This window comes from Bartonella sp. MF74HXZ, assembly GCF_042194445.1.
In the GTDB taxonomy this organism is placed as follows: domain Bacteria; phylum Pseudomonadota; class Alphaproteobacteria; order Rhizobiales; family Rhizobiaceae; genus Bartonella; species Bartonella grahamii.
Window position 1 is genome coordinate 58,070 of the sequence record NZ_JBHIMW010000006.1, and the last position, 25,153, is coordinate 83,222.

19 protein-coding genes are annotated in these 25,153 nt (G+C 41.2%); all 19 read left to right on the forward strand.

Features of this window, described 5'->3' with window-relative positions; all coding sequences use genetic code 11:
* Positions 1 to 195: 195 nt before the first annotated feature.
* The 19 genes from rsmH to ligA all read left to right on the forward strand — a co-directional run bounded on the left by rsmH (position 196) and on the right by ligA (position 24,810).
* Positions 196 to 1,194: a 16S rRNA (cytosine(1402)-N(4))-methyltransferase RsmH gene (rsmH, locus tag ACFIJ8_RS06410; protein WP_375639227.1), complete on the forward strand. Its 999-nt coding sequence runs from the start codon at positions 196 to 198 to the stop codon at positions 1,192 to 1,194.
* Entirely contained in the window at positions 1,191 to 1,595 is a 405-nt protein-coding gene (locus tag ACFIJ8_RS06415; RefSeq protein WP_015856648.1) for a hypothetical protein, read from the forward strand. The genes rsmH and ACFIJ8_RS06415 overlap by 4 nt, the downstream gene beginning before the upstream one ends.
* Positions 1,595 to 3,337 (forward strand): penicillin-binding protein 2, encoded by a 1,743-nt coding sequence (locus ACFIJ8_RS06420; RefSeq protein ID WP_273788047.1) that lies wholly within the window; start codon positions 1,595 to 1,597, stop codon positions 3,335 to 3,337. Before ACFIJ8_RS06415 ends, ACFIJ8_RS06420 begins: the two co-directional genes overlap by 1 nt.
* A 22-nt stretch (positions 3,338 to 3,359) precedes the next feature.
* Complete coding sequence (locus ACFIJ8_RS06425) at positions 3,360 to 4,811, forward strand: UDP-N-acetylmuramoyl-L-alanyl-D-glutamate--2,6-diaminopimelate ligase (RefSeq protein ID WP_375628993.1); 1,452 nt, start codon at positions 3,360 to 3,362, stop codon at positions 4,809 to 4,811.
* Positions 4,808 to 6,229, forward strand: coding sequence for a UDP-N-acetylmuramoyl-tripeptide--D-alanyl-D-alanine ligase (murF, locus tag ACFIJ8_RS06430; RefSeq protein ID WP_375628992.1), 1,422 nt, complete (start codon positions 4,808 to 4,810; stop codon positions 6,227 to 6,229). Before ACFIJ8_RS06425 ends, murF begins: the two co-directional genes overlap by 4 nt.
* Before the next feature lie 21 nt (positions 6,230 to 6,250).
* Positions 6,251 to 7,321 (forward strand): phospho-N-acetylmuramoyl-pentapeptide-transferase, encoded by a 1,071-nt coding sequence (gene mraY / locus ACFIJ8_RS06435; protein ID WP_015856644.1) that lies wholly within the window; start codon positions 6,251 to 6,253, stop codon positions 7,319 to 7,321.
* A 4-nt stretch (positions 7,322 to 7,325) separates the two neighbouring features.
* The gene (gene murD, locus ACFIJ8_RS06440) at positions 7,326 to 8,720 is read left to right on the forward strand and encodes a UDP-N-acetylmuramoyl-L-alanine--D-glutamate ligase (protein ID WP_375628990.1); all 1,395 of its coding nucleotides are present in this window, start codon (positions 7,326 to 7,328) and stop codon (positions 8,718 to 8,720) included.
* Positions 8,721 to 8,864: 144 nt separating this feature from the next.
* Positions 8,865 to 10,019 (forward strand): FtsW/RodA/SpoVE family cell cycle protein, encoded by a 1,155-nt coding sequence (locus tag ACFIJ8_RS06445; RefSeq protein ID WP_015856642.1) that lies wholly within the window; start codon positions 8,865 to 8,867, stop codon positions 10,017 to 10,019.
* Positions 10,012 to 11,148 carry a UDP-N-acetylglucosamine--N-acetylmuramyl-(pentapeptide) pyrophosphoryl-undecaprenol N-acetylglucosamine transferase gene (locus ACFIJ8_RS06450; protein WP_375628988.1) on the forward strand — a complete coding sequence of 379 codons (1,137 nt, stop codon included), beginning with the start codon at positions 10,012 to 10,014 and terminating at the stop codon, positions 11,146 to 11,148. Before ACFIJ8_RS06445 ends, ACFIJ8_RS06450 begins: the two co-directional genes overlap by 8 nt.
* Positions 11,132 to 12,559 carry a UDP-N-acetylmuramate--L-alanine ligase gene (murC, locus tag ACFIJ8_RS06455; protein WP_273788052.1) on the forward strand — a complete coding sequence of 476 codons (1,428 nt, stop codon included), beginning with the start codon at positions 11,132 to 11,134 and terminating at the stop codon, positions 12,557 to 12,559. Before ACFIJ8_RS06450 ends, murC begins: the two co-directional genes overlap by 17 nt.
* Complete coding sequence (murB, locus tag ACFIJ8_RS06460; protein WP_375639250.1) at positions 12,537 to 13,514, forward strand: UDP-N-acetylmuramate dehydrogenase; 978 nt, start codon at positions 12,537 to 12,539, stop codon at positions 13,512 to 13,514. The genes murC and murB overlap by 23 nt, the downstream gene beginning before the upstream one ends.
* A 239-nt stretch (positions 13,515 to 13,753) precedes the next feature.
* On the forward strand, positions 13,754 to 14,674 hold the full coding sequence (locus ACFIJ8_RS06465; RefSeq protein WP_273788054.1) for a D-alanine--D-alanine ligase: 921 nt from the start codon (positions 13,754 to 13,756) through the stop codon (positions 14,672 to 14,674).
* On the forward strand, positions 14,662 to 15,573 hold the full coding sequence (locus ACFIJ8_RS06470; protein WP_273788055.1) for a cell division protein FtsQ/DivIB: 912 nt from the start codon (positions 14,662 to 14,664) through the stop codon (positions 15,571 to 15,573). Before ACFIJ8_RS06465 ends, ACFIJ8_RS06470 begins: the two co-directional genes overlap by 13 nt.
* Entirely contained in the window at positions 15,570 to 16,871 is a 1,302-nt protein-coding gene (ftsA, locus tag ACFIJ8_RS06475; protein ID WP_375628985.1) for a cell division protein FtsA, read from the forward strand. Before ACFIJ8_RS06470 ends, ftsA begins: the two co-directional genes overlap by 4 nt.
* Before the next feature lie 63 nt (positions 16,872 to 16,934).
* Entirely contained in the window at positions 16,935 to 18,716 is a 1,782-nt protein-coding gene (gene ftsZ / locus ACFIJ8_RS06480; protein ID WP_375639228.1) for a cell division protein FtsZ, read from the forward strand.
* Between the two features lie 216 nt (positions 18,717 to 18,932).
* Positions 18,933 to 19,817, forward strand: a complete 885-nt coding sequence (gene lpxC / locus ACFIJ8_RS06485; RefSeq protein ID WP_273788058.1) for a UDP-3-O-acyl-N-acetylglucosamine deacetylase — start codon at positions 18,933 to 18,935, stop codon at positions 19,815 to 19,817.
* 158 nt (positions 19,818 to 19,975) lie between these two features.
* Entirely contained in the window at positions 19,976 to 20,869 is an 894-nt protein-coding gene (locus ACFIJ8_RS06490) for an outer membrane protein assembly factor BamD (protein ID WP_273788059.1), read from the forward strand.
* A gap of 6 nt (positions 20,870 to 20,875) precedes the next feature.
* Positions 20,876 to 22,537: a DNA repair protein RecN gene (recN, locus tag ACFIJ8_RS06495; RefSeq protein ID WP_375639229.1), complete on the forward strand. Its 1,662-nt coding sequence runs from the start codon at positions 20,876 to 20,878 to the stop codon at positions 22,535 to 22,537.
* Between the two features lie 113 nt (positions 22,538 to 22,650).
* Positions 22,651 to 24,810, forward strand: a complete 2,160-nt coding sequence (gene ligA / locus ACFIJ8_RS06500; RefSeq protein ID WP_375639230.1) for an NAD-dependent DNA ligase LigA — start codon at positions 22,651 to 22,653, stop codon at positions 24,808 to 24,810.
* The last annotated feature ends 343 nt before the right edge of the window (positions 24,811 to 25,153 follow it).

Genomic DNA, 25,153 nt, shown 5'->3' on the forward strand with positions numbered 1-25,153 from the left:
TGGACACGTGAGCAAAGAGTATTTTAAAAAATTATAACATTTCTTTAAGTATAATGCGTTAGGATCTGTCTTGGGATAACTTTAGTTTTTTCGTTCATTGTGATTAATATGAAAGTTGAAGGCTAGGTTACTCTAAAATCAGTTGCTATGAGAGAGCTGTTAATTTGAGACAGCATAACTTCAAGACGGATTATTTTGATAAAGCAGGATCAAAGAGCTGAACGCCATATTCCAGTGTTGTTGCAGCCAGTTTTGGCTGGGCTTATGCCATTGGTTGGAGCAAAAGTGATTGATGGCACCTTTGGTGCTGGTGGTTACACGCGTGCTTTGTTAAAGGCAGGGGCGGAGGTGATCGCTCTTGATCGTGATCCTCATGCTATTAGTGCGGGACAATCGCTTGTTGAAGAATTTTTTCCACGACTTCGTTTGGTGCAAATCGAATTTTCACAGTTGGATCGCGTTGTTGAAGAGAAGGTAGACGCTGTTATTTTGGATATTGGTGTCTCTTCAATGCAGCTTGATGAAGCTGAAAGGGGATTTTCTTTTCAAAAAGATGGTCCATTAGATATGCGAATGGCTCAGACTGGTTTTACTGCTGGCGATGTTGTAAATCACTTAAAAGCAAGGGATTTGGCACGTATCTTTAAGATATTAGGAGAAGAGCGTTATGCGGGGCGAATTGCACGGATGATTGAAAAGCGTCGTGTTGTTCAGCCTTTTTTGCGTACAGGTGATTTGGCGTATGCTATCGAAGCGTTGATAGGACGTAAGCCGGGAGATCGCATTCATCCTGCAACACGTGTATTTCAGGCTCTTCGCATTTATGTTAATGATGAAATTGGTGAACTTGCACGTGGCTTATTTGCTGCTGAACGCATTTTGAAACCGGGTGGTCGTTTGGGTGTTGTCAGTTTTCATTCTCTTGAAGATCGTATGGTCAAAAGATTTTTTTCTTTTCGTTCAGGAGAGTGTATGAGATCACGCTATCTTCCTGAAATAAAAACGGTTCCAGCAACATTTTTCCCTTTGTTTAAAGGGGGGATAACTGCAAGTGAAGAGGAGTTACAGCAAAATCCTCGTTCACGTTCTGCGCGGTTGCGTATTGGTGTACGAACTGAAGCAGAGGCTCTTGCAGCAGATATGAAATTATTTGGTTTAGCAGAGATTGCCAGTTTTGAAGGCGGCAAGAAATGACAGTTTTTCGTACATTTGATATGATCTTAGTGATGATTATGATTTGTATGGCAGGTCTTACTTATAAAGTAAAATATGATGTTCAAAAACGAATGAACGAAGTTCGTCATCTTGAGCATGAAATTGCTGCAGCAAAAAATACGGTAAGTTTGCTTCGTGCTGAGTGGGCTGTGATGATAAGGCCTTCACGCATGCAAAAACTTGCAAAACGTTATCAAAAAGAACTTGAGTTAGAGGTTATACAGCCGCGTCAAATCGTGGCGTTTAAAGATATTCCGGTACGGATACATGATCAAATTGAAGAAGTGATTAAACAAAATATCTTGGAAGATAATCAGGATATTTTGACAAATAATCGGGCTTCTCAGATAAATGGTGTTGTCCAAAAAGGCGCGCAGTAATGAAATCGACTTTTTTATTCTCACAGAAGAAAAAGCGCTTAAAGAATTCGTTGAATAATCATAATGTTTCTGTTCGTCGTCCCTATTCTAGTCGTCCACGTTTGCTTTTTTCGTTGTTCTGCTTTTTAATTTTATATGGCATCATGGGGGCTTGCCTTATTTCTTATGGGTTGGAAGGTGGACAGATTGAAGAAGCAAAGGGGCCAGGAGTTCTTCAATTGATGGCACGGCCTGATATTGTTGATCGTAATGGTCGTTTATTGGCAACAGATATTAAAACTTATTCACTTTTTGCTGAGCCACGACGTATTATTGATGTGGATGAAACAATTGAATTGCTCTCAACAGTTTTGCCTGATCTTAATTGGCAGGAAACCTATAAGCGCTTAAAAAGAAAATCTGGTTTTTCTTGGATACAGCGTGGGTTAACACCAATGCAAAAGACGAAAATTATGGCTCTTGGTATACCAGGAATTGGTTTTCGGACTGAAATTCGTCGTTTTTATCCTGATGGACCTGTAACTTCCCATATTCTCGGTATGGTGAATGTTGATAATCAGGGCATTGCAGGTATGGAAAAATATATTGATGATGCGGGGTTGAGTGCTTTGCGTGCCGCTGGTCTTGCTATGGAAGAATCATTAAAACAAGTTCAGCTTTCGATTGATGTGCGTGTTCAGGCAATTGTTCATGATGAACTTATTCAGGCTATGAAGCGTTATAGGGCAATTGCTGCAGGAGCTATTATTTTAAATATACATACGGGGGAAGTTTTGGCTTTGGCATCACTACCAGATTTTGATCCTGGAAATCCTATTGAAGCTTTAAAAAGTGATCGTCTCAATCGGATGACGGCAGGAGCTTTTGAAATGGGATCAATCATTAAAAGTTTTACAACTGCCATGGCTCTTGATTCCGATATTTTTCATTTAAACAGTATTATTGATGCTTCAAAGCCAATAAAAGCAAGTAGTGGGTATACTATTCATGATTTTCATGGGAAAAATCGTCCCTTAACGTTATGGGAGGTTTTTATTTATTCCTCCAATATTGGTTCTGCTAAAGAGGCATTGGCGATAGGGATTGATAAACATCGTGGTTTTTTGCAAAAACTTGGGTTACTGGATCGTCTTACAACAGAGTTGCCTGAAGTTGCCCATCCTATTGTGCCTCATCATTGGAAGGATATCCATTCTATGACGATTTCTTTTGGGCATGGTATGGCAACAACACCTTTGCAAACAGCTGTTGGGGCTGCTGCTTTAATGAATGGTGGTTGGTTAATTGCTCCGACATTTTTAAAACGTACAAAAGGACAAACGTTGCACCATGCAAAACGGGTTTTGCAGGCTAAAACAAGTCAAAATATGCGTTACCTTTATAAATTAAATAGTGATATTGGTTCTGGACGTAATGCAAAAGTCGAAGGTTATCGTGTAGGTGGTAAGACAGGAACAGCTGAAAAAGTTGAAAATGGAAAATATTCTAAAACAAAAAATTTCAATAGTTTTCTTGCTGCTTTTCCTATTGATGATCCTGTTTACGTTGTTTTAACAATTATTGATGAACCAAAGCCTGCAGAAGGACAGCGTTCAGCAACAGCGGGGATGAATGCTGGACCAATGCTTGCTAATATTGTTCGTCGCACAGCTAGTTTTCTTGGTGTAAAACCCGATTTTAAAAAAGAATATGAGCCTCTTTTAAGTAAAAAGAGCAATTCAAGTTTCGTTAAACAACGGTAAAATGAATAAAAGGTGTATCGTTATGTTGTTTGGAACAGTTTTTACAGAATGTCTTGAAGATCAGAATCTTTCTTCAATGGAAATAACAGGAATCAGTGCAGATTCTCGACAAGTCTTGCCAGGCTATGTTTTTGTCGCTGTTCAAGGAAAAAAAAGTGATGGAAGACACTATATAGATGATGCGATAAAGCGGGGTGCACGAGCAATTGTTACAGATTGTCATGCTGTTCTTGAGGATTTACCTGTTCCCATTTTACGTGTTTCTAATGTTCGTCATAGTTTAGCGTTGGCAGCTGCACGTTTTTACGGTTCTCAGCCTGAAACGGTCGTTGCTGTGACTGGTACAAGTGGTAAAACATCTGTTGTCTCTTTTATTCGGCAAATTTGGACTCATGTTGGATTTTGTGCTGCGAGTATAGGAACGGTTGGTGTTGTTTCTCCTAAACGGAATGTTTATGGTTCTCTCACAACACCTGATCCGGTTGCCTTGCACCGTCTTCTTTGTGAAATTTCTCATGAAGGTGTGACGCATGCAGCCCTTGAAGCATCTTCGCATGGGCTTGATCAAGGACGACTTGATGGAGTTCGTTTAACGGCTGGTGCCTTTACCAATTTAGGGCGAGATCACATGGATTATCACACGGGGGTAGAGGATTATTTGCGGGCTAAAATGAAGTTATTTGATACACTTTTGCCTGTATCTGCTCCTGCTTTGATTTTTGCTGATGATGTCTATTCACAAAAGGTTATTGATGTTGTTACACAAGCGCGCCGCCGTGTCTTGACAATTGGTCGTAAGGGGCAATTTATCACGATTAATCGCGTTGAACATCAACGCTCAAAACAGTGTGTTGAGTGTCGTGTGGAAAATAATATTTATACATTTGATTTGCCTTTGGCTGGAGATTTTCAGGTAGCCAATGCGCTTATGGCAGCGGGGTTAGCAATTGCAACGGGTGTTTCACCTCGTAAGGTTTTTTCTGCGCTTGAAACTTTGCAGGGGGCACCTGGGCGGTTAGAATTTGTCGGAAAGACAGAAAATAATGCGCCTGTTTATATTGATTATGCCCATAAACCAGAAGCTTTGGAGCAGGTTTTGCTTTCTGTTCGTCCCTTTACACAAGGGCGTTTGATCGTTGTTTTTGGTTGTGGAGGAGATCGTGATCAAGGAAAAAGACCTTTGATGGGAAAAATTGCGGCGGATAAAGCGGATATTGTTATTGTAACGGATGATAATCCTCGCACAGAAATGCCAGAAAAAATACGCAAGGATATTTTACAGGCAGTGCCAACAGCAATAGAGATAGCAGATCGTGGTGAGGCTATTTCTTACGCGGTGGAGCTTTTGAAAGCTGGTGATACATTAATCATTGCTGGAAAAGGTCATGAGGATGGCCAAATTATAGGGCAGACAACTTATCCTTTTTCAGATCGTCTGAAAGCGATAGAAGCTCTAGAGGACCGAAAGAAATGACAGCTTTATGGGATAAGAAAGCACTTGTTGCTGCAATTAATGGTGTTGTAATGGGAAGCATGCCAGAAACTTTTTCTGGGGTTTCCATTGATAGCCGTACTCTTGCGGAAGGTGATATTTTTTTCTGCATTAAGGGGCATCATCTTGATGGTCATGATTTTGCTGCGCAAGCTTATGAACGAGGTGCAGGCGTTCTTATCGTTGCGGAACATCGTTTGAGGGATATGAAAAAAATATCTGCTCCACTTATTGTTGTTCCTGATGTTTTGCAAGCCCTAGAAAAACTCGCACAAGCTGCACGCAAACGTTCAAGAGCTAAGATTATCGCGATAACAGGATCGGTGGGAAAAACAACGACAAAAGAAGCTTTGAAACAAGCACTTGCAACGACTGGGAACGTTCATGCGAATCTTGCTTCTTTAAACAATTGCTGGGGGGTTCCACTCACTTTAGCGCGGATGCCTATAGAGAGTGATTATGGTATCTTTGAAATTGGCATGAATCATAGAGATGAAATTCGCCCTCTGGTCAAACTGGTTTGTCCGCATGTTGCTCTCATTACGCATATTTGTGCAGGACATATGGGTTTTTTCAAAAATCTTGAAGAAATAGCAAAGGCAAAAGCTGAAATTTTTGAAGGATTAGATGAGAAAGGCATTGCCATTTTAAATGCGGATAGTGATTTTTTTTCTTATCTCGTTCAAGAAGCAAAGAAATGCGGTGTAAAGAATATCTTAAGCTTTGGTGAGAGCAAAAATGCTGATTATCAAGCGCGAGATATACGTCTTCTAACTGATCGTTCTTCTATGATTGTACGTATTAGGGAGCGGGATAGGGAGGTTCAAATTGGTGCTCCCGGACGCCATATTGTGCAAAATAGTTTAGGGGTTATTGCTGCTTGTGATGCTATGGGAGTTGAGTTAGAGCCTGTTCTTCTTTCTTTTCGCCATTTTTCTTCTCAAAAGGGGCGAGGTGTTCGTTATCGACTGTCTTTATCAAATGGGGGTGAATTTTATCTCATTGATGAAAGCTATAATGCAAATCCTGCTTCTATGCGTGCTGCGCTTGAGCTTCTTGCTACAGGACCAGTCGGGGAAGAGGGGCGGCGAATTGCTATTTTAGGAGATATGCTAGAGTTAGGGGAGTATAGTGAAAAGCTTCATCGTGATTTAATAAAGCCAATACGTCTTTCCGGTGCTAATCCGGTTTTTCTATTTGGTGAGGCGATGAAATCTTTAGTCAGTGATTTGTCTGCTGGTGTTAAGGTTCATTATGCTGAAAATATTGAGAAAATTTTATCTCTCCTTTTAGCAGAAATTTCTTCTGGGGATCTGCTTATGGTTAAATCATCCAATAGCCTTTGTTCATCAAATATTGTGACTGCATTGCTTGACCGCTATAAAGCGGTTTCTTCATAGTTTTAAGAGGTTTTTTGTACCATGATGCTGTTTTTTTCTTCGTTTAGTGATTGGCTTCCAGGTGTGAATGTATTTCGTTATATTACTTTTCGCACGATAGCGGCTATGCTTACTTCGGGGCTCATCGTCTTTTTGTTTGGACCTAGCATCATTGCTTCTCTTAAATTGCGGCAGGGTAAGGGGCAACCGATTCGTGCGGATGGTCCTCAAACACATTTTAAAAAGGCTGGAACACCTACAATGGGTGGATTGATGATTTTAACCGGTATTGTGGTATCGGCATTTTTGTGGTGTAATTTATCGAATATTTATTTTTGGGTATCGCTATTGGTTATGCTTTCTTTTGGGGCAATTGGATTTTATGACGATTATCTTAAGGTCACAAAACAAACAGACAAAGGATTTTCTGGGAAAGCACGGTTAAGTTTGGAGTTTTGTGTTGCCGCAATTGCTGCTTTTGTCATCCTACAAATTGGCTCATCTGGATTCGCTTTGCCTTTTTTGAAAGATTATCTTATCAATTTGGGCTGGTTTTTTATTCCTTTTTCTGCTTTTGTTATTGTCGCGACGGGTAATGCGGTTAATTTGACGGATGGACTTGATGGCCTTGCTATTGTTCCTGTGATGGTTGCAGCCTTATCTTTTGCTCTGATTGCTTATCTTTCTGGTAATATGAATTTTGCTGATTATCTCCAAATCCATTATGTATCGGGAGCAGGTGAATTGGCTGTTTTACTGGGAGCTGTTGTTGGGGCAGGGCTTGGTTTTTTATGGTTTAATGCACCACCTGCAGCTATTTTTATGGGAGATACTGGTTCGTTGGCTCTTGGAGGATTATTAGGGACTGTTGCAGTCGCTACGAAGCACGAAATTGTTTTGGCTCTTATTGGTGGGCTTTTTGTTGTGGAAGCTTTTTCGGTCGTTATTCAGGTTGGTTATTTCAAATTAACAAGAAAACGAGTGTTTCTTATGGCACCGATACATCATCATTTTGAGAAAAAAGGCTGGACTGAAAGCCAAGTCGTGATACGCTTTTGGATTATTTCAATTGTTCTTGCTCTTATTGGTCTTTCAACACTTAAATTGCGGTGAGATTTTGATTTCTGTTGCGTGTTATAAAGGACAAAAAGTTGCTTTATTTGGATTAGGAAAGTCTGGACTAGCAACGGCACAAGCATTGATGCGTGGCGGTGCAGAAGTGGTGGCGTGGGATGATAGTCCTTCAAGCGTGCAGATGGCTTTTCGGCACAATATTCCAACGCGAGATCTCCGTTATGAAGATTGGTCAGAATTTGTTGCATTGATTGTAGCTCCTGGAGTTCCTTTAAATTATCCTCAACCCCATTGGGTTGTTGAAAAAGCACGAAAAAAAAATATAGAAATTATCGGTGATATTGAATTATTTGTTCGTGCGCGCCAGCATTTTTTACAGCATTATGGTTTTTGTGACCAAGATGTTCCTTTCATTGCGATTACGGGGACGAATGGAAAGTCAACCACAACGGCTTTACTTGCGCATTTGTTGGAAAAAATGGGTTATGATGTGCAGGTGGGGGGGAATATCGGAAAGGCAATATTGACGCTTAAGCCATTTGTTAAAAAACGTATCTATGTGATTGAATGTTCATCATTTCAAATTGATCTTACACCCTCTCTTCAGCCGACCATTGGACTTTTATTGAATTTAACACCTGATCATATTGATCGACATGGGAGTTTTGCCTGTTATGTGCAAACCAAAAGGCATCTGATTGCTCAGGCTTCACAGGCTTTTATTTCAGTTGATGATGCAGCTTGTAGGGTTTTATATCAGCAGTTGCTTCATGAAGGGAAGAAAATTGGGGCAATTTCCAAGGATCATTTTGTTGAAAATGGTTTTTATGCAGATGGGACTAAGCTCTTTGCTGTTTATCAAGGACAGCGTCATATGCTTGCAGATCTGACGTCTATGACTGCTTTGCGCGGACGTCATAATGCGCAAAATGCCCTTATGGCATTAGCAACGTTGCAGGCTTTAAAAATAACCGATCCTTCTATGAACAAGCATTTAGCAAGTTATAAAGGGCTGGATCATCGTATGCAGCAGGTGCGTAAAATGGGGGCGGTTTTGTTTATCAATGACAGCAAGGCGACTAATGCAGATGCAACAGCTCCTGCGCTTTCCACCTTTAATGATATTTTTTGGATTGTTGGGGGACAGGCAAAAAAGGGAGGAATAGAGTCTCTTAGAGAATTTTTTCCTAAAATTCGTAAAGCCTATTTGATTGGGAGCGCGGCGGAAGAATTTGCTCGCACTATTGGATCTGCTTTTCCCTTTTCTATGAGCTTAACTTTGAAAAATGCGGTGCGTGAAGCAGCTGTTGACGCAATGGGTTGTAAGGAAAAAGAGGTGACGGTTCTTCTGTCACCTGCTTGTGCAAGTTATGACCAATTTAAAAATTATGAAATGCGAGGCGAAGAATTTGTCTCTTTTGTGATGCAGTTACAATAAAAAAATCATCAGTTATAAAAAAATATTTTTGCGTTAAGACTCCAGAATCTTTTTTTGTGTAATTTAGTTTTTAAAGTGTTTGTTAAATAGGCTGGGGAACCATATCACTTTGAGATAATTTATAAAATGGATAAGGTGGATACCATGGTTACGCGTGCAGATAGAGATCCAATTGCTAATTGGTGGTGGACGATTGATCGCTCTATCTTTGCAGCTTGTTTAATTTTAATGGGAATTGGCATTATGCTGTCTTTTGCTGCCAGCCCTATTATTGCAAAAAAAATCGGAATTGCTGATAGTTTTTATTTTGTTCGGTGGCATATCATTTTTAGCATTTCAGCATTTTTTACGATGGTTACCATTTCCTTTTTTTCGCTTTCTAATATTCGTCGTTTATGTGCTCTTTTGCTCATTGTAACGCTTGCTCTTATGGTTGCAACCTTATTTTGGGGTCCAGAATTAAAGGGAGCACGGAGGTGGATTCTACTATTTGGTTTTTCTGTACAGGCTTCAGAGTTTATGAAGCCAGCTTTTGTGGTTATGTCCGCTTGGCTTTTTTCAGAACAGATACGCAGGAGGGGAATTCTGGGTTATACGTTAGCGATTCTACTTTATGCCATTTGTTGTGTGCTTCTGGTTTTGCAGCCTGATATTGGACAAACAGTTTTAATAAGTGCAACATGGGGGGGGCTATTTTTTATTGCTGGTGTACCTCTTACCATTATTTTTCTCTTTCTCATTTTAGGCGTTGTAGGAATTATTTTAGCTTATCTTTTTCTGCATCATGTGCGCGAGCGTATCAATGGTTTTTTGACAGGTGAAGGGGATACGTTTCAAGTGGATGTAGGACGTGAGGCTATTTTGAATGGTGGTTGGTTTGGGCAAGGCCCTGGGGAGGGAACAGTAAAACGTATCATTCCTGATAGCCATACAGATTTTGTATTTTCCGTTGCTGCTGAAGAATATGGTATTATTCTTTGTTTATTAATTATGATGCTTTTTGGCTTTATCGTTATGCGTTCATTGTATATAGCCATGAATACACGTGATTCCTTTATACGTCTTGGTATTACTGGCATAGCAATGATGATTGGCTTTCAATCAGCGATTAATATGGCCGTTAATCTTCACTTAATTCCTCCAAAAGGCATGACATTGCCTTTTATTTCTTATGGTGGTTCTTCGATGGTGGCGATTGCGTTTTCAATGGGCATTTTGCTCAGTTTAACACGTCGTTGGCCAGAAGCACGCCTTTCAGCTTTTTCTTCCTCTTCTGTCTTGGATACCCCTTATGAATGATAAAAAAGTTATTGTTTTGGTGGCTGGTGGTACAGGTGGACATCTTTTTCCTGCTGAAGCCCTTTCTGTTGAATTAAGGCAGCGTGGATATGATGTTCATTTAATAACAGATGAAAGAGCACGACCTTTTGTTCGGTGCTTTGATGAAGAGCATATTCATATCGTTTCATCAGCAACATTTACACGACGCCATCCTTTTGCTCTGATAAAGACGTTTTGGTCTTTGCTAAGGGGTATGGGGCAATCGTTGGCGTTGTTTTATAAATTACGTCCTGTTCTTGTTGGAGGATTTGGGGGGTATCCGAGCTTTCCTCCTCTTTTTATTGCGGCCTTAACGAGGCGTGTAACATTTATTCATGAACAAAATGCTGTTATGGGGCGTGCCAATCGGATGTTAGCAATTTTTGTGCGTGCAATCGCTGGTGGTTTGTTGTCGCCAAATGGCGCTTATGCTCATAAAATACTTTTGACGGGGAATCCTGTCCGTGAGGCTGTGTTGAAGGCGGGCAAAATTCCTTATCATCCCTCAACTGGTGAAGAGCCATTTCATTTTTTGATTTTTGGAGGTAGCCAAGGGGCTTCTGCTTTTTCACATATTGTTCCAGAAGCTATTGCTTTATTCGATGATAAAAACCGTAAACGTTTACGAATTGTGCAGCAAGTTCGAGGTGAAGCAGAAGGGTTGATCAAAATCTATCGTGATATGGGTGTACAAGCAGAGGTAGCTCCTTTTTTTGATGATATGGCTGAACGTATGGCACATGCCCATTTTATTTTGTCGCGCGCTGGGGCTTCATCTGTTTGTGAGATAGCGGTGATTGGTAGACCTGCTTTGCTTGTTCCCTATCCCCATGCTTTAGATCATGATCAGGCTGCCAATGCAGCTCTGCTTGCTCGTGTAGGTGGTGCGCAAATTGTATCAGAAAAAGATTTAAATGCACAAAAGCTTTCTTCTCTTTTAATGCACGCTTGTTGTGCGCCCCATTTATTAGAAAAACAAGCGCTTGCTGCAAAAAAAGTTGGGCAACCTCATGCAACCAGTTGCCTTGCTGATATGGCTGAATCCTTAATTGCAGGGCGATTGTTGTCAGATATAAAAGAGGAGCTTTTTAATGAAAATGCCACTTGATATAGGTGTTATCCATTTTATCGGAATTGGGGGGATCGGTATGAGTGGAATTGCGGAGGTTTTTTATAATCTTGGCTATAAAGTTCAAGGGTCAGATCAAGTTGAGAGTGCAAATGTTGAACGTTTGCGGAGAAAAGGAATTAACGTTCATATAGGTCATTGTGCTGAAAATTTAGGGAATGCAGAGGTTGTTGTTTTTTCTACTGCCGTTAAAAAAACAAATCCTGAGTATATTGCTGCAAAGGAAAGACATTTACCGCTTGTCAGACGTGCAGAAATGCTAGCGGAGCTGATGCGGTTTCGGCGTGCAATTGCGGTGGGTGGTACACATGGTAAAACAACGACCACATCAATGGTCGCAGCTCTTCTTGATGCTGGTCATTTTGATCCAGTGGTGATTAATGGCGGTATTATTAATGCTTATGGTACGAATTCTCGTACAGGAGATGGCGATTGGATGATTGTTGAAGCTGATGAAAGTGATGGTACATTTTTAAAGCTGCCTGCTGATATTGCTGTTATTACTAATATTGACGCTGAGCATTTAGATCATTATGGAAGTTTTGATGCTGTGCGTGAGGCTTTTCGGCAATTCGTAGAAAATGTTCCTTTTTATGGTTTTGCTGTTTTGTGCCTTGATCATCCAGAGGTTCAGTCATTGGCAGGCCGTATTGATGATCGTTGGGTGATTACTTATGGTGCAAATCCACAAGCGGATGTTCGTTTTCTTAATCTTTCGATGGATGGTCAAAAAACGCATTTTGATGTTCTTGTTCGCTCACGCAAAACAGGAAGAAAAATTGAGTTGAAAAATTTGCTTTTGCCCATGGCAGGACAGCATAATGTTGCTAATGCAACGGCGGCGATTGCTATTGCGCATGAACTAGGCATTTCAAATGAAGCTATAAAAAGGGGCTTAGCAGAATTTGGCGGAGTAAAACGGCGTTTTACGCGAACAGGAAGTTGGCGAGGTATTGAAATATTTGATGATTATGGACATCATCCTGTTGAAATAAAGGCTGTTTTGCGTGCAGCACGTGAGAGTGCAAAAGGGCGTGTTATTGCGATTGCACAACCCCATCGGTATTCACGTTTGTATCATTTATTTGATGATTTTTCTGCTTGTTTTAATGATGCAGATACAGTGTTGATTACGCCCGTTTATGCGGCTGGTGAAGAGCCTATTGTAGGATTTGGTGCTCAAGAATTGGTAGAGCATATTAAAATGGCGGGTCATCGTGATGTGCGCTTGATACATAGTCTGGAAGATGTCGTGTCTCTTGTCTCAAAATTTGCTCAGGCAGAGGATTATGTTGTTTTTCTTGGTGCTGGCAATATCACACAATGGGCTTGTGCGTTGCCTCATCAATTAGCGGTATTGGATGGTCATGGTAAATTTTCAGCACATTGATGGTGAGGCGCTATTGGCGCAATTGCAACCGCTGTTGGGTGGCGTGAGAGGCAAACTTACACCTAATGTTGAAATGCGTAAGGTAACGTGGTTTCGCACGGGCGGGTTGGCAGAGCTTTTTTATCAGCCTGTTGATGAACAAGATTTGGCTCTCTTTCTTCAAAATTTGCCTGAATTTGTTCCTGTAACAATTGTCGGTATCGGTTCTAATCTTCTGGTGCGTGATGGGGGCGTTCCTGGTGTTGTGATTCGTCTTTCGCCAAAAAATTTTGGGCACGTGCAGCAAGTTTCTCCAAAAGGCTTTTTAGTTGGTGCTGGTACGGCGGATAAACATTTAGCTGCTGCCGCTTTAAAGGCAGAAATTGCAGGTTTTCATTTTTATCATGGTATTCCTGGTGCTCTTGGAGGAGCTCTCAAAATGAACGCGGGTGCGAATGGTATTGAAACCGCAGCGCGTGTTGTTGAGGTCTATGCGCTGGATCGTAAAGGGCAACGTCATATCTTGAGTTTGAAAGATATGCATTATTCCTATCGCCATTGTGATATTCCTAAAGATTTTATTTTTACAGCTGCTTTATTGGAAGGAAAACTTGGTAATAAAGATGATATTCGTGCTGCTATGGATGAAGTTTCCCTCCACAGAGAAACAGTACAACCCATTCGTGAAAAGACAGGAGGATCAACTTTCAAAAATCCTGAGAATGGATCTGCGTGGCGCGTGATTGATGAAGCAGGGTGTCGTGGTTTACGGATTGGTGGCGCTCAAATGAGTGAAATGCACTGTAACTTTATGATTAATACAGGGCAAGCAACAGGATATGATCTTGAAGCATTGGGAGAAACAGTGCGTGCGCGTGTTTTTGCAAATTCAGCCCACCTTTTACAGTGGGAAATAGAGCGTATCGGTCAATTTGAGCGTGGTCGAAGTGTTTCTCCTTTTGATCCATTTCATTGATTTATTGTTCACTAAAAAAGTGTAAATAAAAAATTGAGTCATTTCAAAGAGATAATAAAAAATTTCTATTAAGAATCAATAAATTAACAAAGAATCTCTTGCATCAGGCTTTTGAGTCTGATTCATTATGCAAAATGCTAGGTTATTGATTCGCAAGGATAAACCTTGTTTTTTTCTGTATGTGGTGCTGATGTATTTTATATAGACTACATATAGTATGCGAAAGAGGGTGATTTATTATGAGAGATAAACATATAGCTGTGTTAATGGGAGGTTTTTCTTCTGAACGGTCTGTAAGTTTATCTTCAGGGGCGGCTTGTGCTGATGTTCTAGAGCTGCAGGGGTATCGCGTGAGCCGCGTGGATGTTGACGCTCATATTGCTTCTGTTCTTGAACAGTTGCAGCCCGATATTGCCTTCAATGCATTGCATGGTCCATTTGGTGAAGATGGCCGGATCCAGGGGATTCTTGAATATTTAAAAATTCCTTATACCCATTCTGGTGTGATGGCATCCGCTTTGGCAATGGATAAGGGACGTGCAAAAATTATCGTTGAAAATGTTGGGGTTTGTGTTGCTCCTTCTCGTATCATGAGCCGCTTTGCTTTGGGACAAACGCATCCCATGGAGCCTCCTTATGTAATTAAACCTGTGTGTGAAGGATCAAGTTTTGGTGTTGTTATTGTCCAGGAAAATGCAGCAGCACCGCCGCATAGTATTGGGGGAGCTGAGTGGGGGTATGCTGATGAGGTGATGATTGAAAAATATATTCCTGGTCGTGAATTGACTTGTGCTGTTTTGGGGAATGAAGTGCTGGATGTGTGTGAAATTCTTCCCGATAAACACTTTCCATTCTACGATTATGACTCGAAATATAAAACGGGTGGTTCTCTTCACATTTGTCCTGCTCAGCTTTCACTAAATATTTACCAAAGTGTGCAAAGAATGTCTTTAGCAGCCCATCAGGCGATAGGGTGTCGAGGTGTTAGCCGTTCTGATTTTCGTTTTGATGAGAAAACGGGAGAATTGGTTTGGCTTGAAATTAATACGCAACCCGGTATGACATCGACGTCTCTTCTTCCTGATATTGCAAAAGCGAGCGGCCGTACTTACGGCGATATTGTTCAATGGATGGTGGAGGACGCATCATGTATGCGTTGAATGTTAATAAAACAAATGTTCCGATGGAGGTGCTTTCAGTGCCGGCTTTGCCACGTCTTTATCGTCGTTTTCTCCGGTTTATGTTTGAGTTTGTTTTTGTCAATATTCATATTCCACGCCATTTCGGCTCTTTTGCTGTTGTATGGTTTTTCTTTGTTACGGCTTTTTATGGACTTTCATCAAGTGGTCAGATGGCTGTGATCGTAAACACGATCATATTGGATAGTAGTTTTGTGGTCACTCATGTCGATATAAGCGGTAATAAGCGCTTGACAAAGCAGGATATTTTTAAAATTTTAAAACTTGACGTTGCGCCTTCTATATTCACTTTTGATGTTGAAAGAGCACGTTCTCTTTTGGAAAAACAGGCTTGGGTGCAATCGGCTAATGTTCAGAAAATTTATCCCAATAGAATGCGCATTTCCATTGTGGAGCGTGAACCCTATGCTATTTGGCAACATGATAGCATAGTGGATATTGTTGATAATACAGGTCGTGTCATTGTGCCCTTTAAAGGAGAAATTGTTCGGAATTTACCTCTTGTGGTTGGGCAGGGTGCACAAAATGCTGCTAAAGTGTTTATTCAAGCGCTGTCAGTCTATCCGGAAGTATATGATCGTATTCGTGCTTTTGTGCGGGTAGGTGATCGACGTTGGGATCTTGTTTTGGATAATGGAATGCGCGTTATGTTGCCTGAAAATGGTGCCCTTGAAAGGCTTTCTTCTCTTGTTTCGTCCGGTACAATGCAAGATCTTTTATCTCGCGATATTCTCAGTGTTGATTTACGTCTTGCTGATCGAATTACTGTTTCTTTATCAGATGAAACGTTGGAGCGTTATCACGCTACTGTAGAAGAAGAAGAACGTATTTTAAAGGCACGAAAGGCAGGGAACCCATGATGTTGCTTAGATCACATCATCTGGGAGGGCGTAAGACACGTTTTTTAACGGTTCTTGATGTCGGTTCAAGTAAGATTGTTTGTTTTATTGCTTGTTTGCGTCCTTTGAAGCATGCGCACTATTTACATGGTCGTACACATTCTACGGAAATTCTAGGCTTTGGAGTGCAGCGTTCACGCGGTATTAAATCCGGTGTTGTCATGGATATGTTTGCAGCAGAACAATCAATAAGATTGGCTGTTGATGCGGCAGAAAAAATGGCTGGTTTGGTGGTGGATTCAGTGATTGTGAATTTTTCCTCAAGTCGATTACAAAGTGCTTTGATTAATGGAAAAGTCCATTTGAATGGTCGTGAAGTCACCAAGCGTGATATGCGTATGGCCTTTTCAGATGTTTCACGTAAAGCTTTTGATGCTGAACGTCATGTTATGCACTCAGTTCCAGTTTCTTATGTATTGGATGGAGATAAAGGAATTTCTGATCCTATTGGCATGGCAGGGGAAACATTTGGGGTTGACGTGCATGTGGTAACAGCTGAAACAGCGTCTTTGCGTAATTTAGAAACTTGTATTAATCGTGCACATTTGAGTGTTGAAGCAATGGTTGCTACTCCCTTTGCAAGTGGTCTTGCTGTCTTGATGAATGATGAGGCGCATTTAGGGGCTGCATGTATTGATTTTGGTGGTGGAACAACAACATTTTCAGTGTTTTTTGAAGGAAAATTTATTCATGCGGATGCTCTTGCTGTTGGGGGGCATCATGTCACTCTTGATGTTGCGCGCGGATTTTCTATGTCTCTAACAGAGGCGGAACGGTTAAAAGTTGTTTATGGTTCAGCACTTTTAACAAGTGCCGATGAGCGGCAAATGATTAATGTAGCAGAAATTGGGAGTGAACAGCGTGAAACTCAATATCCTCGCGCGGTTCTTGGGCGTATCATTCGTGCGCGTGTTGAAGAAATTTTAGAAATGGTCCGTGATTGTTTAAATCGTTCTGGTTTTGGTCACATCATTGGTAAACGTGTTATTTTGACTGGGGGAGCAAGCCAGTTAACAGGATTGCCAGAAATGGCACGTACTATATTGGGAAGAAATGTTCGTATCGGGCGGCCTTTAGGTATTTCGAGGCTTCCTTCTCTTGCAAAAGGGGCGGCGTTTACATCTGCTGTTGGGTTGTTAATTTATCCGCAATTGGTGGGTTTTGAAGAAAAAACAATGCAGGCGGCAGGAAATCATTTATCGATGGGCACGCGTGGGTATTTTCAGCGTGTCGGTCAGTGGTTGCGTGAGAGTTTTTAGTTAAGTCTAGTTGGATAAATTTCATCGCTTTGGCTTGCGGTGTCTTATGAGAAGGAAAAGAAAATGACGATTAATCTGCATCGGCCAGATATCGCGGAATTGAAGCCACGCATTACCGTTTTTGGTGTTGGAGGTGGTGGCGGGAATGCCGTGAATAATATGATAAATGCTGGTCTTCAGGGAGTTGACTTTGTTGTTGCAAATACGGATGCACAGGCTTTGGCTATGTCAAAAGCTGAACGTGTTATCCAACTTGGGGCAGCTGTGACAGAAGGTTTGGGTGCTGGTGCTTTACCGGAAGTTGGACAAGCGGCGGCAGAGGAATGTATTGATGAAATTATTGATCATCTTGCAGACTCTCATATGGTTTTCATTACTGCTGGTATGGGGGGAGGAACTGGAACAGGGGCTGCTCCCGTTGTTGCTCGCGCAGCGCGTGAAAAAGGTATTTTGACTGTTGGTGTTGTGACAAAGCCGTTTCAGTTTGAAGGCGCACGTCGTATGAAAACGGCAGAGGCTGGTATTGAAGAATTACAAAAGTCTGTCGATACATTGATTGTTATTCCCAATCAAAATCTTTTCCGTATTGCAAATGATAAGACAACGTTTGCTGATGCTTTTGCTATGGCTGACCAAGTGCTTTATTCTGGTGTTGCTTCCATTACGGATTTGATGATTAAAGAGGGTTTGATTAACCTTGATTTTGCTGATGTTCGCTCTGTTATGCATGAAATGGGTCGAGCCATGATGGGAACGGGTGAGGCATCTGGTGATGGACGTGCTTTGGCTGCGGCTGAAGCTGCTATTGCAAACCCATTGTTGGATGATACCTCTATGCGTGGGGCGCGTGGTTTACTGATTTCTATTACGGGTGGTCGTGATATGACTCTTTTTGAGGTTGATGAAGCTGCTAATCGTATTCGTGAAGAAGTGGATGCTGATGCGAATGTGATCTTTGGCGCTATTGATGATGAGTCATTGGAAGGTGTTATTCGTGTTTCTGTGGTTGCCACCGGTATTGATCGTGAAGTTAGTGATGTGGTGCAGTCCTCTCATCCTCAGATTCAAAGGCCTGCTTCTTCAATGCGCAAGAGCGATCCTGGAATGTCACACAGTTCTTTTCATGTTCAGTCATCGCCACTGCGTTCTGAGTCAATGGTAGAAGTGATCGAATCACTTGAAATAGAGAAGGGTAAATCAACCGGAGAACAGTTCCGTCCCAAAAGTCAAATTTTTGCACAGCCTACAGAAGCAATGACGACACGAAGTGCGACGAATGCTGTTGCGTATGGTTCAAATGCTGTTCAGGAACAGAGATCAAATGTGCCTCGTATGCAAGTAAGTCGTGGTGCTCAACCGGCTATGACAGCTCCCGTGAGTATGGAGGCAACAGCGCATGTTCTTGATGAGATGACAGGGGTTGTGAAGCAAAAAGAAAAGCTAGTGCAACCAAAACAAATGCAACAAATGCAACAAATGCAAGCGCGCGCTCCAATGCGTATGCCTGAGTTAAAGGATTTTCCTCCTGTTGCTCATGGACAAAGTCAAAGAACATCTGTGACTGATCAAGGTCCTCGTAATCTTTGGCAGCGTTTGAAACAGAGCTTGACGCATCGTGAAGAAGCAGAGCCAGAAGCAAGGCTGGAGCCTGCTGTTAGATCGTCTCAGCAGCAAGAGTCTCATGTTTACAATAAAAATTCTCAGGCGCTTTCTCAAGATGCTTCTGTTTATGTTCCACGTCGTTCTGGTGAGCTGCACCCTCAGGTACCACAAGATCAGCGTACTTTTATAAGTGAAGAAGATCAGTTGGAAATACCAGCATTTTTACGTCGTCAAGCAAATTAATTGATGAAAAATGAGGCAAAGTAAGAAAATTTATTACCTCTTTGATGATCAGTCAAAAATTATACAGTAAAATATATTGCTGTTTTTTGGATAAAATACTTTGTTTTTAAAAAAACCGCTTAATTATAAGCGGTTTTTTTTTACTATTTACTATGAATATTTTTTATAGTTTTATAAGTTTTGTTAAAAGATGTAAAAGCAATTTAGTAAAATAATATGATGAATTTGGTGCCAAAATATCAGTCTACTCTTAAAAAAGCAGTAACATTTAAGGGGATTGGCGTTCACAGTGGCTGTTTGTCAGTGGTAAAGGTTTGTCCAGCGGATGTTGGGTGTGGTATTATTTTTAAGCGTTGTGGATTAGACGGAACAGAGAAAATATTTCAAGCCCATGCATCCCAAACAGGAGAAACTGAATTATCAACGGTACTTGGAGATGGAGATGTAAGGGTTGAAACAATTGAACATTTGATGGCAGCAATTACTGCTTATAATTTGGATAATCTTATTATTGAAGTGTCACATAATGAGATTCCTATTTTGGATGGTTCAGCGTGGCTATATTGCCAAGCTTTTGAAGACGTTGGCATTGTACAGCAAAATGCGTTGCGTTCTTATTTCATTATAAAAAAACCGTTGCGGGTTGAAGGAGCTCATGGTGTTGCAGAGCTTTTGCCATTCGATGGACGTCGTTTTGATATAACGATCTCTTTTCCTTCTTCTGCTATTGGTAAGCAACATTTCAGTTTTGATCTTACCACACGAGGATTTAGAGATGATTTGTCACGTGCGCGCACTTTTGGTTTTATCAAAGACGTGGAAAAATTAAGGCTTTCTGGAAAGGCGAGAGGCGCTTCTTTGGAAAATTCTCTTGTTATCGACCTTAATGATAAAATTTTAAATCCCGGTGGTCCTTATTGGGAAAATGAATGTGTTCGGCACAAGATGCTTGATGCGATTGGTGATACTGCTTTGCTTGGGGCGCCTTTTATTGGATTATTTCGTTCTTATTGTAGTGGACATAGAATTAATGCGCAATTGGTGAAGGCTGTTTTGGCAGACGAATCACATTACGAAAAAAGCTTTTTAGAGAAAGAGTAAAAAAATTGACAAGATTTTTTTATCGTTTATTTGATTTTTAAGGGGATGATTGACCTAAACTGCTAAATTGGTTATGTGGATTTTGAAGTGATATGGTATAAGACCTTTTATAACTTGTTTTTGCTACAAGGTGATATTCTGTGGAGGCCGGAAAAACTATGAAAAAATCTCATGTGTGCATTGGAAATATGACATATAGAAAATCTAACATTGTACGCAAGATATTGGGGGTGGTGCTTTTGGGAAGCACCTGTATGTTGGCGGGATGCCTCTTTAAAGAGAAAAATACCCTTGATCCATCTGCTTATGTTTTGAAAATAGAGCCACCAGATGTTTTATATAATCAGGCGCTTGCTAGCCTTGAGAGTGGGAAGCTTGGGGATGCATCAAAGAAGTTTTTGAAGATTGAAAAGCAGTATGCTTATACAGACTGGGGGCGTAAATCTTTAGTCATGGGGGCTTTTACTAATTATCGACTCGGAAAGTATGATGATTCAATTAGTATGGCTCAACGCTATATTACTCTTTATCCAGGGTCGACTGACTCGGCTTATGCGTACTATATTATTGGTCTTTCTTCTTTCCGTCGAATTCCTGATGTTACGCGTGATCAACGTGATACGAAACGCGCTATTGCTGCTATGCAGCTCCTTATAGAGCGTTATCCTAATTCTGAATATGTCAAGGATGCTAAGGATAAAATACGTTTTGGGCGCGAACAGCTGGCTGGCAAAGAAATGCAGATTGGTCGTTATTATGAAGAGGGGCGGCGCTACCTTGCGGCAAGTAGACGGTTTCGTACCGTGGTTGAAGAGTATTCCGATACAAATCAAATTGAAGAAGCGCTTTTCCGCTTGACTGAGGTTAATCTTGCTCTCGGCTTAACTGCGGAAGCACAGACGGCAGCAGCTATTTTAGGACGTAACTATCCCAAAAGTGAGTGGTATAAGTTTTCTTATAATCTCTTGCAGAAGAATAAAATGTCGCCACGCGAGCATAAATCTTCTTGGATATCAAATGCTTTAGGTGGTGATAAGAAGAGGGTACGTTGATTCTCTATGCTGGTACAGCTTTCGATTCATAATATTGTTTTGATCGAAACGCTCGATATTCATTTTACGGCGGGGTTGACGGTTTTAACTGGAGAAACAGGTGCGGGGAAGTCCATTCTCCTTGATGCTTTATCACTTGCTCTAGGGGGGCGGGGTGATGCTTCGCTTGTGCGTCATGGTGCTGAGCGCGGGCAGGTCACAGCTGTTTTTGATGTGCCTGTTTCACATCCTGCACGTCAACTTATTCGTGAGAATGGTCTTGATGATGAGGGTGATATTATTTTACGACGTGTGCAATCAAGTGATGGACGCAGCCGTGTTTTTATTAATGATCAGGTGTCTAGTGTTGCATTGATGCGGAGTGTTGGCCGTTTGCTGGTTGAAATTCATGGACAACATGATGATCGTGCGCTTGTTGATGTTGCTACACATCGCCAATTGTTAGATGCCTTTGGTGATCTTGAGGATGAAGTGGAAAATTTGCGTCAGTGTTATTACACATGGCGTGAATTTGAGGAGCGTTTGCAACGGCAGCGTCTTAAAGTAGAGAGTGCTGTACGTGAGGTTGATTATCTTCGTGCGTGTGTAGAAGAGCTTGAAAAGCTTGATTTTAAAGTTGGTGAAGAGGATACTCTTTCTCTTCGTCGTGCCGATATGCTTAAATTAGAAAAAATAGCGACGGATATTAAAGAAGCGGATGATCTTTTAACGGGTCAAAAATCACCAATCCCAGTGCTTTCTAATTTGGTGAGGCGTTTGGAGCGGAAAATTCCTGAGGCACAAGAGCTTATTGCACCAGTGGTGAAATCTATTGATGAGGCATTGCATGCACTTGCAACAGCGCAAGAAGGTATTGAGACGGCAATACGAGCATTAGATTTTGAACCTGATGAATTGGAACGAATAGAAGAGCGTCTTTTTTCTCTTCGGGGTTTTGCTCGTAAATATCAAGTTTCTGCGGATGAATTGGTTCAGTTACGCGATAAGATGGATGCTGAATTAGCTGATTTTGAAGAGGCTCAGACTATATTGACACGTTTTGAAGATGAAGCAAAACAAGCACAAAAAAATTATGATATGTTAGCACAAGCGTTGTCAATAAAACGTCAAGAGGTTGCAAAGCACTTGTCTGAAAGCGTGATGACTGAGTTACCGGCATTGAAATTAGAGAGGGCTGAATTTATTGTTGAAATGCAAAGTGATATCGAAAAGCGGAGTGCAGAGGGATGTGATCGTATTGAATATTGGGTGCGAACAAATCCTGGAACACGTGCTGGACCAATGCTTAGTGTGGCTTCTGGCGGTGAATTGTCTCGTTTTTTGTTGGCATTAAAAGTTGTTTTATCTGATCGAGGATCAGCTCCGACGCTGATCTTTGATGAAATTGATACAGGCGTTGGGGGGGCTGTTGCAGCTGCTATTGGGCAACGGTTGCAACGCTTATCAGAAAATGTCCAGGTTTTCGCTATTACGCATGCTCCACAGGTTGCATCGAAAGCGCATGGTCATTTTCTTATTTCAAAAATTGAGAGTCATGATAAAGGACGCTTTGTTACTGCTATTCATAAAATGGAAGAGCATGAGCGTGCAGAAGAAATTGCTCGTATGTTGGCAGGAGAACAGATTACTGAAGAAGCGCGTGCAGCGGCTCAAAAGCTTCTAGCATGAAGGTAATTAGTCAGCGATAAAAATACTGGAAAGCTTGTATTTATTGAGATTCACTTTATGAGGAGGCGCGGAGATCATCCTTGTGGCAGTGCTCGTAATTTGGAATAGATTTTATGAACAAAGATGCAGATAAAAATCTCACAGCTGTTGAAGCAGAAAGTGAATTAGAGTGGTTGGCAAAAGAGATTGCACGTCATGATGTGCTTTATAATCGTGATGATCAGCCTGAAATTTCTGATGCAGAATATGATGCTTTGCGCCGCCGTAATGCAGAAATTGAAGCTCTTTTTCCAGAGCTTATTCGTGTTGATTCTCCTTCACATAAAATTGGGGCACCAATTTCTGAAAAGTTTGAAAAATCTGTTCATGCACAGCCAATGCTTTCACTGGATAATGCGTTTAGCTCTGAAGATGTTACTGAATTTGTTGAGCGCATTCGTCGTTTTTTACGGCTTCCAGCAACACAGGTGTTGGAAATAACAGCGGAGCCAAAAATTGATGGTTTATCTTTGTCTTTACGCTATGAAAAGGGGCGGCTTGTGGGGGCGGCAACGCGTGGGGATGGAACTGTCGGTGAAAATGTGACGGCAAATGCCCGAACCATTGCTGATATTCCACAAGTTTTGCAGGGTGATTTTCCTGATATAATTGAGGTGCGTGGTGAAGTTTATATAGGGCGGGAGGATTTCCAAGCACTTAATATCAGCCAACAAGAGAAGGGCAAGTTAACCTTTGCCAATCCTCGAAATGCGGCAGCTGGTTCACTCCGTCAGCTTGATTCACGGATAACCGCTAGCAGAAAGCTTCAATTTTTTGCTTATGCTTGTGGTGAGGTGAGTGAAATATTGGCAGAAAGTCAAATGGAGATGATGAAAAAGCTAAAAGAATATGGCTTTGTTATCAATCCATTAACAAAAGCCTTTAAGACGTTAGAAGAAATTATTTCTTATTATCACGATATCGAAGAATGCCGTCATTCTTTAAGCTATGATATTGATGGGATTGTTTATAAGGTTAATGATTTGATGCTCCAAAAGCGCTTGGGGTTTGTTTCTCGTTCGCCGCGTTGGGCAATCGCGCATAAATTTCCAGCAGAAAAAGCGATAGCGCTTTTGAAAGATATTGACATTCAAGTTGGTCGCACGGGAGCTTTGACACCTGTTGCACGTCTTACGCCTATTACTGTTGGTGGAGTGGTGGTGACCAATGCTAGTTTGCATAATGAGGATTATATTAAGGGAATTGGTCATAAAGGAGAGCCTATTCGTGAAGGACGTGACATCCGTGTAGGCGATAGCGTGATTGTACAACGTGCTGGTGATGTGATCCCTCAAGTTATTGATGTTATTATTGAAAAACGTCCGAAAGATGCTGCTGTCTTTATTTTTCCTCATTTGTGTCCAGCTTGTGGGAGTCATGCTGTTCGTGAAGTGGGAGAAGCCGTGCGTCGCTGTACAGGGGGGCTTATTTGTCCTGCACAGGCGATTGAGCGTATTCGTCATTTTGTTGCGCGTAATGCTTTTGATATTGAGGGTTTGGGTAAAAAACAGGTAGAGTTTTTTTTCTATGCTCAAGATGAAGCGCTTTGTATTCATACACCAGCTGATATTTTTACTTTAGAACGTCGCCAAGAAAAATCTTTGATACGTTTAGAAAATATAGAAGGTTTTGGTACTGTTTCAGTTCGCAAATTGTATGATGCCATTAATGCACGTCGCGAAATTTCTTTAAGCCGTTTTTTGTTTGCATTGGGGATTCGTCATGTTGGAGAGGTGAATGCACGCCGCCTTGCGCGTACTTATAAAAATTATACAGCTTTTGAAACTGCGGCTATGGGAGCACTTATGCCATGTGATAAGGCAAATGAAAAAGGCAATGAAGCTTGGATGGAGCTTACCAATATCGAAGGAATTGGACCACAGGTAGGGAGCGCAATTGTTGATTTTTATCAAGAAGCGCATAATCGTGAGGTTTTGTCTGTTTTACTTGAAGAAGTAACCCCTCTTGATGAAGAGCCTATCACGACAGCTTCTTCCCCAATAGCGGAGAAGACAATTGTTTTTACAGGAACTTTGGCGCATATGTCACGCGATGAAGCAAAAGCATTGGCAGAGCGATTAGGGGCCAAAACATCTGGTTCACTTTCTAAAAAAACAGATCTTCTTGTTGCAGGACCTGGAGCGGGCTCCAAATTGGCTAAAGCTGAAGAATTAGGTGTTGAGGTTATCGATGAAGAGACTTGGCTACAGTTGATTGAGGAACATGATGTTTAGAGGGCGTTTTCTAGAAGATGCGTATGCTGTTTGTATGGTTATCTCTCTTACATTGTGGGGGGCTGGAATCAAAAAGGGGATAATAGGGGTTTGTTTTTTTGCAAAAATAGAGCGCCATATATTTTGATATTTATTAAGTGATTAAAAAAAACGTTGAATTTAAATATTAAACTTAAACTCTTATGATTAAGAATATACAAGGTTATTATTAGTAAAAGATATACGTTATCACTGTGAAGCAAGGTAAAAATTGTAACTAAATATGCAGAACTTTTGAATTTAAACGGCGTAATAAGCTGGTTATAATAGGCATTTTAGAAATGAGACGCGGAGGATTACAAAA